This window comes from Bradyrhizobium sp. CCGUVB1N3 (genome assembly GCF_024199925.1).
In the GTDB taxonomy this organism is placed as follows: Bacteria; Pseudomonadota; Alphaproteobacteria; order Rhizobiales; family Xanthobacteraceae; genus Bradyrhizobium.
This window is the reverse complement of record NZ_JANADR010000001.1, coordinates 2251772-2264423: the sequence shown is the minus strand read 5'-3', so window position 1 is coordinate 2264423 and position 12652 is coordinate 2251772. Positions and strand designations below refer to the sequence as shown.

The following is a 12652-nucleotide window of genomic DNA, read 5'->3' as shown; positions in this document are numbered from 1 at the left end:
TCAGTCATTGTAGAGAGCTCGAACAAGCGCCGCCTCCTCTGCGGCAAGGTCGGCAAGCACGGGCTGTTCGACGTCGAGGCAATGATAGAGGATATCTCCGTTCCTCTGCCCGGATGGCACCGTTCCCGGCAGCAGGCTGGTGAGCGTCGTGAACACGTTACGTCGCATGCCGGGCGAAAGACTGGTTGGGTAAGCCACGAATCCCGGGCGGAGCGGCAGCCGGGGATCGAGCGCGCGTCGTGCAACGTCCAATCCGGCGACGACGGAGTGGTACAGGAAGAGCAGCGCCAGTCGGGCAATCGCATTGAGCGAACGCCGCGATGGGCTCGGCTTCAGCAGGTGCAGGCTCGTCCAGGTTGCGGCCGCCACGGCGGCTGCCGCGGCGGGAAGATCGGCAGGCCTGGCACCGGCCAGCACGAGCCAGAGACCGAGGAACAATGCGGCCCGCGAGATCGCACTCGACCACACGCCACCATTCGTGATGCCCGAGCGTGCATCTTGATCGCCTGAGGATCCCGTCATGTCGGCTTCCTCGATCGCCCGCGCATCACGTCACCGGGCTCGGCCCCTGTCTTGAACCGGCCATGCACGCTGCAACGACGGACGATTGCATCATGCGCTGTCGGTGGAACCGGGGAATATTGGGTGATTTCCTGATCGCGTCCCGGGAATCTCCTAGGGTCCGAACCCTGGCTAACCACGATTCCATCCGGCCACTCCGAGTAGAATTACCGATATTGACAGCCGGGCCTTTCAGCAAAAATGCCGACACCGGGAACCTGTAGCCCTCGGAACGGCTGATCGCCCCGGCAACCACTCGATTCCGGAACGCGAAGGGCCCAGCTTCATGTGCGGCAGCCGAGTGACGCCTCGTCAGGTCTTCCTGTTGACGGTTGCGGCAGCATCGTCGCTGCTGCTGGCGGGCTGCGGAAGGGAAGACGAAACGAAAAATGTGCCGCAGCCGCGCCCGGTTCGCACCGAGACGGTCGAAAAGCGCGAGGCCCGTTCGCTAGTGACCTTCACGGGGCGCATCGAGGCCGAGGACGAAGTGAGCGTCGCATTCCGCATCTCGGGGCGCCTGCTCGCGAACGACACCAAAATCGGTGATCGGGTCGAGGCGGGACAATTGCTGGCTCGACTGGAGCCTCAGAATGAGCTGAACGCGCTGCGTCAGGCAAAGGCTGGTCTTGCTGCGGCCCAGGGCCAGTTGACGCAGGCGCGCAACCACTATGAGCGCCAAGAGACCTTGCTGGCGCAGGGCTGGACCACGCGGGCGAACTTCGAGGCGGCGACGCAGGCCCAACAGACTGCCCAGGCGCAGGTCGATGCGGCCGAAGCCCAACTGAACTCCGCGAACGACCTCGTCAGTTTCACCGAGCTTCGCGCCGACGCGCCGGGCAAGATCACCGCGACAGGACCGTCGGCCGGCGAGGTTGTTCAGGCCGGGCAAATGATAGCGAGGATCGCGCGGCAGGATGGCCGTGACACGGTTTTCGACGTTCCCGCTCAACTGGTCAGGTCGGCACCGGCCGGCCTGGAGGTGATTGTGAGCTTGGCCGACGATCCGAGGGTCACGGCGCGGGGACGCATTCGCCAGATTGCCGCGCAAGCCGATCCCGTCACCCGGACGTTCGAGGTCAAAGTCGGCTTGACCGATCCTCCCGCGGCGATGCAGCTTGGCGCAACCGTGAACGGACGCGTCGAAACCAGCTCGGGACCGGTGATCGACATACCGGCATCGGCGCTGACCCGGCTGAACCAGCAGCCCGCTGTGTGGATCGTCGATCCCGCGACCAACGTGGTTTCGGCGCGCAACGTCGAAGTCCTGCGCTACGACCAGGCGCAGGTGATCATCTCGCAGGGCCTGGCCGCCGGCGACATCATCGTCACCGCGGGCGTTCAGGCGCTGCACCCGGGCCAAAAGGTACGCGTGCTCGGGTCGGAGCCATGACCGGTTTCAACCTCTCTGAATGGGCGCTCAAGCACCGCTCGCTGGTCGTCTATATCATGATAGTCGCGGTGATTGCCGGGTGCCTGGCGTATTTCCGGCTGGGCCGGAACGAAGATCCGTCCTTCATCATCAAGACCATGGTCGTCCAGGCCGCCTGGCCGGGAGCCTCGGCCGAGGAGACCATGAAACAGGTCACGGAGCGGCTCGAACGCCAGTTGCAGGAAACGCCGCATCTGGATTTCCTGCGCAGCTTCACCCGGGCAGGTCTCACCACGATCTTCGTCAACCTGAAGGGAAGCGCGAGCGCGAGGGAAGTCTCCGATACCTGGTACGAGGTGCGAAAGAGCGTCGGCGACATGCGCCACACCCTGCCGGCCGGCGTGATCGGTCCGGGCTTCAACGACGATTTCGGCGATACTTTCGGGATCATCTACGGTTTTACCAGCGACGGCTTCACGCAGCGCGAGTTGCGCGACCGTGTCGAGGACATCCGCTCCCGATTGCTGCAGGTCCCCGACGTGTCGAAGATCGAGCTGCTCGGTGTGCAGGACGAGGTGATCCTCGTCGAATTCTCCAAGCAGGAACTCGCCACCCTGGGTATCGATCGTGCGGCACTGCTCGCCGCACTGCAGGCGCAGAACATCGTGCGGCCCGCAGGCACGATTCAGACGGGCAAGGAGAGCATCTCGGTCCGGGTGACGGGCGGCTTCTCGTCGGAACAGGATATCGCGAACGTCAATTTCGTGGCCGGCGGCCGCACGATCCGCCTGAGCGACATTGCGCGGGTGCGGCGCGGCAACGTCGATCCTCCGCAACCGATGTTTCGAGTCAATGGTCAGCCGGCAATCGGGCTCGCGATCGCCATGCGTGACGGCGGCGACATTCTTGCGCTCGGCAGGAACATTAAGAAGGCGATGGCCGAGATCACGGCAAACCTTCCGATCGGAATCGAGCCGAGCCTGGTGGCCGATCAGGCGGTCGTGGTGGACGGGGCGATCGGCGAGTTCATGACGTCGCTCCTGCAGGCAATCGCCATCATCCTCGCCGTGAGCTTCATCAGCCTCGGCGTTCGTCCAGGCCTCATCATCGCGCTTGCCATCCCGTTGACGCTCGCGATCGTCTTTCCGATCATGAAGCTGATCAGCATTGATATGCAGCGGATATCGCTTGGCGCTCTCATCATCGCGCTCGCGTTGCTGGTCGACGATGCGATGACGACCACGGACGCCACACTCAACCGGCTCGCGAAAGGCGACAGCAAGATGGAGGCGGCGACGTTCGCGTATCGCAGCTACGCCTTTGCCATGCTCGCGGGCACGCTCGTGACGATCGCGGGCTTCATACCGGTCGGCTTTGCCGCGAGCTCGGCCGGCGAGTACACGTTCTCGCTGTTTGCCGTGGTTGCGATCGCGCTCCTGGTGTCGTGGTTCGTGGCGGTCATCTTCACGCCGTTGATCGGCGTCGTCATCCTCGTTCCACCGAAGCAGAGGAGTGCGGCGGCGCCCGGCAGGATATACGGCTTCTACCGGAGCTTTCTCTCGGTCGCCATGCGCGCCAAATGGCTGACGATCGCGATATCGCTTGCGCTGTTCGTTGCGTCCATTCTGGCGCTGCCATTGATCCCGCAGCAATTCTTTCCGTCGTCCGATCGGCCAGAATTGCTGGTGGATCTCAGCCTGACGCAGAATGCGTCGATCTACGCGAGCGAAACGGCGGCGAAACGCCTCGATGCGGCCTTGGCTGGAGATCCTGACGTCCATCATTGGAGCACCAATGTGGGACGCGGCGCGATCCGCTTCTATCTGCCGCTCAACGTCGAGCTGCCGAACAATTTCTTCACCCAGGCCGTGGTGGTGGCAAAGGATGTTGCGGCGCGCGAGCGCCTGCACGCGAAACTGGAGCGCTTCCTGGCGGAAGAGTTTCCAGGCGCGGTTTCGGCCGTGTCTCCTCTGGAGCTTGGTCCGCCGGTTGGCTGGCCGCTGCAATATCGGGTCAACGGTCCCGACGTGGAGAAGGTACGGGAGATCGCGCTGAAGGTCGGGCAGACCATCGCCTCCAACCCCAACGCGAAAAGTGTCAATTTCGACTGGATGGAGCCCGACCGCCAGGTTCGCATCCGCGTCGATCAGGATGAGGCGCGCTTGCTTGGATTGAGCTCGCAGGCGATCGCCAGCGTGTTGAACACCGTCATATCCGGTGCAACCGTGACCCAGGTCCGGGACGATATCTATCTGGTCGATGTCGTGGCACGAGCACTCGATGAAGAGCGGGTCTCGCTGTCGACCCTGCGTACGCTCCAGGTGCCGCTCCCGAGCGGGAAGACGGTGCCACTCAACCAGTTTGCGACATTCGAATACCAGCAGGAATATCCACTGATCTGGCGGCGCAATCGCGTTCCGACCCTGACGGTCCGTGCCGACATCACCGGCGGCGTACTCCCGGGCGCGGTCGTGGACTCACTGTCGCCCGCCATGGAGAAGCTGAGGACCACTCTTCTCCCTGGATACGATGTGGTCGTCGGCGGGACTGTGGAAGAGAGTCAGAAGTCGCAGGCGTCCGTCATCGCGGTCGTACCCATGATGCTGTTCGTCATGCTCACGGTTCTCATGGTTCAGTTGCAGAGCTTCCCGCGATTGCTGATGGTCTTGAGCGTAGCGCCGCTCGGGATGATCGGCGTGGTAGCCGCCTTGCTGCTCTCGGGCAGGCCGATGGGCTTTGTCACAATTCTCGGCGTGCTCGCTCTGCTCGGCATGATCAGCAAGAACGCCGTGATCCTCATCAGCCAGATCGACGCGGAGCGTTCGCAAGGCAAGGGTCCCTGGGAGGCGGCCGTGGATGCCAGCAGCTCGCGATTTCGGCCGATCATGCTGACGGCCGTATCGACCGTTCTCGGCATGATCCCCATTGCGCCGACCGTATTCTGGGGACCGATGGCCGTTGCCATCATGGGCGGGCTTCTGGTTGCGACCGTTCTGACACTCGTTTTCCTGCCGACATTGTACGTGACCTGGTTCGGTCAACAGCGACGAAGCTAGGATTGCGATCGCCTGAAGCCGGTGTCCAGCGAGGGGAATCCTGATCCGCGATTAGGTAATCACCCGATGTTCCCTGTGACATTGACGGCGCATAGTCGCAACCCGAAGGTGAAGGAAGACACTGCAGGCTGCGCGAGGCCTCCATGACCGCGACGTCATCGACCCAGAAGCTTTCACTCTTCGCGCTGACCGCGATGGTGGTCGGTTCGATGGTCGGCTCGGGCATCTTCTCGTTGCCGCGGACCTTCGGCATCGCAACCGGTCCATTCGGAGCCATCTTTGCCTGGTGCATCGCGGGTGGCGGCATGTACACACTGGCCCGTGTTTTCCAGTCGCTGGCCGAACGCAAGCCCGATCTCGACGCCGGCGTCTATGCCTATGCGAAAGCGGGATTTGGCGACTATCCCGGTTTCCTGTCCGCGCTCGGCTACTGGTCCGGGAGCTGCATCGGCAACGTATCCTACTGGGTCCTGATCAAGTCCACGCTGGGTGCGTTCTTTCCCGTGTTCGGCGATGGCAACACCGTCACCGCGATCATCGTCGCCTCCATCGGCATCTGGCTGTTCCACTTCATGATCTTGCGCGGCGTGCAGCAGGCGACCGCGATCAACACCATCGTCACCATCGCCAAGATCGTGCCGATCCTGGTCTTCATCGCGATCCTGATCTTCGCCTTCAAGGCGGACATGTTCCGCGCCAATTTCTGGGGCGGCGAGGGCACGCCGGACAAGAGCCTGTTCGAGCAGATCCGGGCGACCATGCTGGTCACGGTGTTCGTCTTTCTCGGCATCGAGGGCGCCAGCGTCTATTCGCGCTATGCCAGCGAGCGTGCCCATGTCGGAGCTGCGACGATCCTCGGCTTCGTGATCGTGACGAGCCTGATGGTGTTCGTCACCATGCTGCCCTATGCCGTGCTCCCGCGCGCCGAGATCGCGGACATGCGGCAGCCCTCGATGGCGACGGTGCTGGAGGCGGTGGTCGGGCACTGGGGCGCCGTCTTCGTCAGCATTGGACTTCTGATTTCGGTGTTGGGCGCCTATCTCGCGTGGTCGCTGATCTGCGCCGAAGTGCTCTCCGCCGCCGGCCGGACGAGAGACATGCCGGCGGTGTTCGGCACGGAGAACGCGAACAAGGTGCCGGCGGCCGCGCTGTGGTTGACGAACGTGGTCGTCCAGCTCTTCGTGATCAGCACCTATTGGTCGCGCGACGCATTCGCATTCATGCTCAATCTGACGAGCGTCATGAACCTCATTCCGTTTTTCCTGGTCGCCGCCTACGGGCTCTTGCTGGTCAGGCGGGGCGAGACCTATGAGAAGCGTCCGGACCAGCGCAGGCGCGACCTGATCTTCACCGGAATCGCCGTCGTCTACACGCTGTTTCTGATCTATGCGGCGGGGATGAAATACCTGCTGCTGGCCGCGATTCTCTATGCGCCCGGTACGGTCTTGTATTTCTGGGCTCGCCTGGAGCAGAGGGCAAAGGTCTTCAAGCCGGTCGAATGGATCATCTTCATCGTGGCCGTGATCGGCGCCGTGGTCGGGATTCACGGATTGGCGACCGGCTACATCACCATCTAGGCAAGACCACTTAAGCAAGACCACCTAAGCAAGACCATCTAAGCAAGGCAGTTCCCATGGCAAAGCAAGCTTCGGACTCCTCCACTGCTTTCGGCGTGCACTCTGAGGTCGGACAGTTGCGCAAGGTGATGGTCTGCTCGCCGGGCCGCGCCCATCAGCGTCTTACGCCCTCCAATTGCGACACGCTGCTGTTTGACGACGTGTTGTGGGTCGACAATGCCAAGCGCGATCATTTCGATTTCGTGCAGAAGATGCGCGATCGCGGCATCGAAGTGGTGGAGATGCACAATCTGCTTGCCGAGACCGTCGCGATCCCCGAGGCCAGGAAATGGATCCTCGACAACCAGGTCGTTCCCAACCAGGTCGGGCCAGATATCGTCGACGACCTGCGCGCCTATCTGGAGAGCCTCAAGCCGCGTGACCTGGCCGAAACCCTGATCGGCGGTGTTTCCACCTACGATTTTCCGGACGCCCATGGCGGCGAGACGCTGCGGCTCATTCGCGAGGCAGCCGGCATGACCGAGTATCTGCTGCCGCCGCTGCCCAATACGCTGTACACGCGGGATACGACCTGCTGGATCTATGGCGGCGTCACCCTCAATTCGCTCTATTGGCCGGCGCGGCATGAAGAGCCGATCCTCACCACGGCGATTTACAAGTTCCATCCGGACTTTGCGGGGAAGGTCAACGTCTGGTGGGGTGACCCGACCCAGGATCATGGCCTTGCCACGCTGGAAGGCGGCGACGTGATGCCGATCGGCAAGGGCAACGTCCTGATCGGCCTCAGCGAGCGCACCTCGCGGCAGGCGATCAGCCAGCTTGCTGCGGCCTTGTTCAAGAAGAAAGCGGCGGAGCGCGTGATCGTGGCCGCGATGCCAAAACTCCGTGCGGCGATGCATCTCGATACCGTCTTCACCTTCGCGGACCGTGATTGCGTGCTGATCTATCCCGACATCGTCGATACCATCAGGGCGTTCTCGTACCGGCCCGCAAACAACGCCACCGGCATCGAGCTGCGCAAGGACGACAAGCCGTTCGTGCAGGTCATTGCGGAAGCCTTGGGCCTGAAGAAGCTGCGCGTCGTCGAGACCGGCGGCAGCGCCTATATGCGCGAGCGCACGCAGTGGGACAGCGGCGCCAATCTGGTCTGCGCGTCTCCCGGCGTCGTGTTCGCTTACGATCGCAACACCTACGCCGACACCTTGCTGCGCAAGGAGGGTATCGAGGTGATCACCATCGTCGGCGCGGAGCTCGGCCGCGGCCGCGGCGGCGGTCATTGCATGACCTGTCCGATCACTCGGGACGCGGTGGATTATTAGGCGGATCGCGCGAAGTCCGGCCGCGACGCCTTGCTCGGCCGGGCGTTGTTGCAGCGCGGGGTTCCGTGCGTGCGGCAGTACGCCGGCCTTCCGTGAAAACCCGACTAGCCGTTTCAACTCGAGATTTAAAATTAAATCACCGACACGCCACAATCGTAGAACAGCATGAAAAGATTCGCAGTGTACGCAGAGGCCATCGAGGAGCGACATGCAGAAGGCCGCAATTCTCTTGTCGGCTTTGGGATTGGTCGGCGCTGGTGGCGCATGGGCGTCGGACCTCGACCTCACTGAATTCAAGGCGGCGAGCGCGCCCGTTCCGTATTACGCGGCTCCCTCGTGGAGTGTCGTCGGTTCGCTCTCCCCGACACTCACCGACAATGCCCTGTTCAGTCGCGACAACCGCAGATCCGACCTATACTATGAGCCCGACGTGAGCCTCAGGTTGGACGGCAACCTGACCAATGATCTGTCCTACCGGTTTTATGCCCGCACGCAGTACGATGCGTTCGCTACCGAGAAGGACGGCAATGCCGCCGTGGCCCGCCTGGGCGCGCGGCTGACCGAGAACTGGGACGGCTGGCGATTCTCCGCGATCTACGAGAACCGCTACGACTTCGATGGCGTGTACCGTGATTTGGCCTTCATCTCGCACGACGTGATGGGATCGGTGGCACGAGATTTCCGCGTCGACAACGTGACCCTGTCGCCGCTGTTGCTGTTGACCTATCGGTTCTCTGATCTCGCGGAGGCGCGCCGTTGGCGCTTCGATGCCGTGCTGGGCATCGAGATCATGCTCGCCCCGAAATGGTCGATCGTGAGCACGCCGTTGTTCGAAGCCTTCTGGTTCACCGACGGACTCAATACCGGCCGCCGGGATCAGATCTACTCGGCGGATGTCGGGCTGAAGTACAATTTCGCGAGCAACCTGTCGCTGACGACCACCGTGCTTTACGAGGTGCGGACGTCCAACGTTGCGGTGCGGCGTTACAGGGATCTCCGGATCGGTCCGCGACTGGATTTTGCTTTTTGAAAGGTCGGTCAGTTGATCACGAGACGCATGGTGCTGGGAACAGTCGTTGGACTCATGACGGCGTCGACTGCGGTTGCGGAACCGCGCGATTCGGTGGACCGGGGTCAGCGCCTGGATACCGATGCCCTCAGGGACGACGCCGCCACGAATCGCCTCGAGGTGCCGCATCATCCCCTCGTGATCGTGCCGCCCCAGCAGCTCGTACCGCCCGCAAAAGGGAAGAAGAAGTCCAGCGCCAGCAAACGCTAGTCCTGAGCGCTTGGGGAGTCGTGGCGGAGTTTTGTTCCGCCGGTGCGCCCGTGGAGCCTGATGGAAGGCGTTTTAGTCTCTGTTGCATTGATGTTGAGCGTCGGTTCGCAACCGATCTGGCACGGGCTGCATAGTCATACCGCTCCGGACTTCATCTCACATATTCGAGATTTCAATCCGCATCGAGTTCTACTTGGTAGTGCACCTGATCCCGGGGTGTATAATCGAGCAACGCCGAGGCGCGGGTCTTGATCCTGAGATGATCATCCGACGTTGCGTCGACGGGGCAGGGAGCGACTCTCGCGTTCGGGACCGTTGAAGACTCGGCAGTGAGTTTCGATGCCGGGAGTCACTCCAAGAGTGAGTGCGTACCATGAAGCTACATGGCTCCCCCACCTGCGAGTCGAAACGGTCCGGCGTCAGGGAGTGGCTGCCGATTGGTCCGGAAGAAGAACTGGCCGACGGTCATGCGAACGCCAGCCTGGTGTCGCTCCAGGAGTGCATCCAGCAGCGGATTGCGTCCGATCTTCACGATTCGACCTGTCAGCATTTGATCGCGGCGAGCCTCGGGCTGATGCGCCTGCGCACCTGCCTGAACGACCCGGCCGGTGCTGCGCGGTTATGTGACGAGATCGATGGTTCGATCGACGAAGCGCTGCGGGAGATCCGCGCATTTGCCTATCTGCTGCACCCGCAGAATCTCACCGTTGACGGTCTTAAAGCGACGATCGAGCGGTATTCGCGGGGGTTTGCCGCGCGGACATCCCTGCGCGTCACGACCAGGATTTCGTCGGATATCGATCGCTTGTCGCGTGACAAGCAGCATGCGCTGCTTCGGGTCATCCAGGAGGCCCTCACGAACGTCTTTCGTCATGCGAAGGCGACGGAAGTGAAAATCGCCGTCGCCTCGAGCGGCAACCATTTTCAACTGACGGTCAGCGACAACGGGCGGGGCTTTCCGGTTGACCGTGCGAGGTCCGGCACGAAGGCCGTGATGGGCGTTGGGATTCCGGCCATGCGGGCCAGATTGCAGCAGATCGGAGGCACGCTTCACATCCAATCCGACTCGGCGGCGCGACATTCCGGCACCACATTGCTGGCGGTGTTGCCGCGCGATGTCGTCGGAAACAAACGTAGCAGGAAGGCCACAACAGTCGCGAGGGTCCACGTAGGCACATCGTGAAAGAAGAAAACTGATCACCGGTGGTGGCCGAAATCGTCTATCGCGCCTGGCGCCTGGGGCTGCCACCGTGTCAAAAAACTTGGAGTGGGCTGCCATGAAGCGGTTTTTGATCGCAGATGATCACGAGGCGGTGCGATCGGGTCTGCGCGCCGTGCTCGAACAGCGGGCGGATTGGGAGGTGGTCGCTGAAGCCAATGACGGCAGCAAGGCCGTTGCCGCTGCAATCGCCAACCAGCCCCACGTCGCCATCGTCGATTTTTCCATGCCGCGCATGACCGGAGTGGAAGTCGCACGGCGGATCAGGGAATACCCGCTTCAAACCGAGGTGCTGATCTTCACGGTGCACAATTCCAGCCTGCTCGCGCAGGAGGCGTTCCAGGCAGGTGCGCGCGCGTTCCTGCTGAAGTCCGACGCCAACAAGCTGCTGCTGGCGGCGGTCGAGGCGCTTCTGGCGCACAAGCCGTTCTGCACCAGGAGCTGTCAGGACGATCTGGATTGCGGGCTGACCCCCGGCTTGGACAGCAGGCAGGCGCTCACCCCGCGGGAGCAGCTCGTCGTGAAGCTGGTTGCGGAGGGCTACAGCAACAAGGGGATCAGCTCCATCCTGAACCTCAGCGTCAAGACGACGGAAGCGCACCGGGCGGCCGCGATGCGCAAGCTCGACGTGAATTCGACGGCCGGGCTGGTCCGCTACGCGGTGCGGGCCGGGCTGATCGAGGTATGAGGCCTTTGGGTACAATCGCCGAGGGATTTCAGGGTTTTGTGGGATAACCCGCTGGACCGCGGCCGGTATGATTGTTCGATCTTTCTGCCGGTCGCCTCCATCGATCGCTCGATGGGCCCCGCGGGCCGGCATACGGGAACGACGTCGTGAAGCGCATCGTGATTGCGGATGATCATGAAGTCGTGCGCTCCGGGCTGCGGGCGATCGTCGAAACCCGCTCCAACTGGATCGTCAGCGGAGAGGCGACCAATGGCGAGCAGGCGGTCGCATTGGCGTTGGAGACGCGGCCCGATATCGTGATCGTCGACTATTCGATGCCGCTCATGAACGGGCTGGAGGTCAGCCGTCGCCTGAAGGCGCTGCATGTGCGCACGGAAGTGCTGATCCTGACGATGCACGAGAATGAGGAACTGCTGACCGAAGCCATCCTGGCGGGAGTCCGCGGGTTCCTGTTCAAGTCGGATGCCAGGAACCACCTGATTTCCGCCATCGAGGCGCTGCTCGACGGCAGACCTTACTTCACCAGCCTGCTGCTGGAAAAGCTGCTCCACGACTACCAGCTGAACAAGCAGAACAAGTCGGCCATGCTGCTCACCTCGCGCGAGCAGAGCGTGGTTCAGCTCATTGCCGAAGGACATACCAACAGATCCATCAGCACCATCCTGAAGCTGAGCGTGAAGACGGTTGAGACGCATCGCGCATCGGCGATGCGCAAGCTCGGGATGTCGTCGACGGCTGAGCTGGTCCGCTATGCCATTCGCAAGAGACTGGTGGCGCCGTGAAGGAAACCCGCGGAGAGGCCGCATCTCGGTGATGGCGCCTCATAGCGCGATCAGCAGCCTCGACAGATCGCCAGCTTGCTGTCGAGGTCGCTCTCTTCGCGTGTGGGCCCAAGGTCGCGCGCGAGAGACGGGTCCTCGCTCCGTGTTACCTGCCGCTCGGCGGGCAGAGGTGCATAATCCAAAAGGTGCGAGTTGGACGTCAGGGTCGGCGGGACCGCCGGGTTGGCTGGTGCCGCCAATCCTCCGCCGTGCGCGCTGCCTTTTGCATACGCTGCGGCCGCCGCAACCAGAACGAGGATCACCGCTGCGACATGCACCGTGGCTTTCTGCATGCTAGCCTCCGTTCAACTTGCCCGGCCCCAACTACGGCGCAGCGCAAATTATCTGGGCTGATAGTTCACGCGGGTAGACAAATCGGCGTGAATTGCAGCCGTCGTCGATGAATTTTCGTTAAGCGTTGCGCGGCTGAACCAGGTCCTGCCGATGCGTACGTCTCCGCTTCAAAGGCGGCGAGGAGGGCGGTGGACGGCAGGAATCGGCGGGACGGCTGATTATTCCGCGTAGGAATGACCTGTTGAGCAATCGTCGTTTGACGGCCTTGAAAAGGCAGGAATACTTCGGCAAGTTCATGCAAATCTCGCATGATGTCCTGGTGGCGCCTCCTTGGGCGGGCAGCAACGAGTTTTCGATGGCTGCGCGGCATGTCCGAGCTGTGGCCTGATGAGAATTAGCCATTGACCAGCAGCCACTTCAGTTCGATCAAGAGCCGTCCTGCGCAGCCAAACGGTCGCGCCGTCCAAAT

Annotated in this window: 12 protein-coding genes; 10 read left to right on the top strand and 2 right to left on the bottom strand. The window is 62.3% G+C overall.

What is annotated here, in order from left to right:
• Positions 1 to 522, bottom strand: a complete 522-nt coding sequence (locus tag NLM33_RS10795) for a Na+/H+ antiporter subunit E (RefSeq protein WP_254096028.1) — start codon at positions 520 to 522, stop codon at positions 1 to 3.
• A 325-nt stretch (positions 523 to 847) separates the two neighbouring features.
• Between NLM33_RS10795 and NLM33_RS10790 the strand changes: the two genes are divergently transcribed.
• The 9 genes from NLM33_RS10790 to NLM33_RS10750 all read left to right on the top strand — a co-directional run bounded on the left by NLM33_RS10790 (position 848) and on the right by NLM33_RS10750 (position 11850).
• The gene (locus NLM33_RS10790) at positions 848 to 1951 is read left to right on the top strand and encodes an efflux RND transporter periplasmic adaptor subunit (RefSeq protein WP_254096027.1); all 1104 of its coding nucleotides are present in this window, start codon (positions 848 to 850) and stop codon (positions 1949 to 1951) included.
• Positions 1948 to 4986, top strand: coding sequence for an efflux RND transporter permease subunit (locus NLM33_RS10785; protein WP_254096026.1), 3039 nt, complete (start codon positions 1948 to 1950; stop codon positions 4984 to 4986). Before NLM33_RS10790 ends, NLM33_RS10785 begins: the two co-directional genes overlap by 4 nt.
• A gap of 143 nt (positions 4987 to 5129) precedes the next feature.
• Positions 5130 to 6563: a basic amino acid/polyamine antiporter gene (locus tag NLM33_RS10780; RefSeq protein ID WP_254096025.1), complete on the top strand. Its 1434-nt coding sequence runs from the start codon at positions 5130 to 5132 to the stop codon at positions 6561 to 6563.
• A gap of 56 nt (positions 6564 to 6619) precedes the next feature.
• Positions 6620 to 7882, top strand: coding sequence for an arginine deiminase (arcA, locus tag NLM33_RS10775; RefSeq protein WP_254096024.1), 1263 nt, complete (start codon positions 6620 to 6622; stop codon positions 7880 to 7882).
• 208 nt (positions 7883 to 8090) lie between these two features.
• Complete coding sequence (locus NLM33_RS10770) at positions 8091 to 8912, top strand: outer membrane beta-barrel protein (RefSeq protein ID WP_254096023.1); 822 nt, start codon at positions 8091 to 8093, stop codon at positions 8910 to 8912.
• Positions 8913 to 8939: 27 nt separating this feature from the next.
• Positions 8940 to 9161, top strand: coding sequence for a hypothetical protein (locus NLM33_RS10765; RefSeq protein WP_254096022.1), 222 nt, complete (start codon positions 8940 to 8942; stop codon positions 9159 to 9161).
• Positions 9162 to 9534: 373 nt separating this feature from the next.
• On the top strand, positions 9535 to 10344 hold the full coding sequence (locus tag NLM33_RS10760) for a sensor histidine kinase (protein WP_254096021.1): 810 nt from the start codon (positions 9535 to 9537) through the stop codon (positions 10342 to 10344).
• 94 nt (positions 10345 to 10438) lie between these two features.
• Entirely contained in the window at positions 10439 to 11068 is a 630-nt protein-coding gene (locus tag NLM33_RS10755; RefSeq protein ID WP_254096020.1) for a response regulator, read from the top strand.
• A 146-nt stretch (positions 11069 to 11214) separates the two neighbouring features.
• Positions 11215 to 11850, top strand: coding sequence for a response regulator transcription factor (locus NLM33_RS10750; RefSeq protein WP_027521051.1), 636 nt, complete (start codon positions 11215 to 11217; stop codon positions 11848 to 11850).
• A 50-nt stretch (positions 11851 to 11900) separates the two neighbouring features.
• Here the strand turns inward: NLM33_RS10750 and NLM33_RS10745 are convergent, their stop codons facing one another.
• The gene (locus NLM33_RS10745; RefSeq protein ID WP_254096019.1) at positions 11901 to 12182 is read right to left on the bottom strand and encodes a hypothetical protein; all 282 of its coding nucleotides are present in this window, start codon (positions 12180 to 12182) and stop codon (positions 11901 to 11903) included.
• A gap of 242 nt (positions 12183 to 12424) precedes the next feature.
• Here NLM33_RS10745 and NLM33_RS10740 point away from each other — a divergent pair, with 242 nt between their 5' ends.
• Positions 12425 to 12571 carry a hypothetical protein gene (locus tag NLM33_RS10740; RefSeq protein WP_254096018.1) on the top strand — a complete coding sequence of 49 codons (147 nt, stop codon included), beginning with the start codon at positions 12425 to 12427 and terminating at the stop codon, positions 12569 to 12571.
• The last annotated feature ends 81 nt before the right edge of the window (positions 12572 to 12652 follow it).

What these genes read in the sequence shown, in the direction of transcription:
- NLM33_RS10795 (WP_254096028.1), bottom strand. Translation starts at nt 522, where the DNA reads ATGACGGGATCCTCAGGCGATCAAGATGCACGCTCGGGCATCACGAAT.
- NLM33_RS10790 (WP_254096027.1), top strand. Translation starts at nt 848, where the DNA reads ATGTGCGGCAGCCGAGTGACGCCTCGTCAGGTCTTCCTGTTGACGGTT.
- NLM33_RS10785 (WP_254096026.1), top strand. Translation starts at nt 1,948, where the DNA reads ATGACCGGTTTCAACCTCTCTGAATGGGCGCTCAAGCACCGCTCGCTG.
- NLM33_RS10780 (WP_254096025.1), top strand. Translation starts at nt 5,130, where the DNA reads ATGACCGCGACGTCATCGACCCAGAAGCTTTCACTCTTCGCGCTGACC.
- arcA (WP_254096024.1), top strand. Translation starts at nt 6,620, where the DNA reads ATGGCAAAGCAAGCTTCGGACTCCTCCACTGCTTTCGGCGTGCACTCT.
- NLM33_RS10770 (WP_254096023.1), top strand. Translation starts at nt 8,091, where the DNA reads ATGCAGAAGGCCGCAATTCTCTTGTCGGCTTTGGGATTGGTCGGCGCT.
- NLM33_RS10765 (WP_254096022.1), top strand. Translation starts at nt 8,940, where the DNA reads ATGGTGCTGGGAACAGTCGTTGGACTCATGACGGCGTCGACTGCGGTT.
- NLM33_RS10760 (WP_254096021.1), top strand. Translation starts at nt 9,535, where the DNA reads ATGAAGCTACATGGCTCCCCCACCTGCGAGTCGAAACGGTCCGGCGTC.
- NLM33_RS10755 (WP_254096020.1), top strand. Translation starts at nt 10,439, where the DNA reads ATGAAGCGGTTTTTGATCGCAGATGATCACGAGGCGGTGCGATCGGGT.
- NLM33_RS10745 (WP_254096019.1), bottom strand. Translation starts at nt 12,182, where the DNA reads ATGCAGAAAGCCACGGTGCATGTCGCAGCGGTGATCCTCGTTCTGGTT.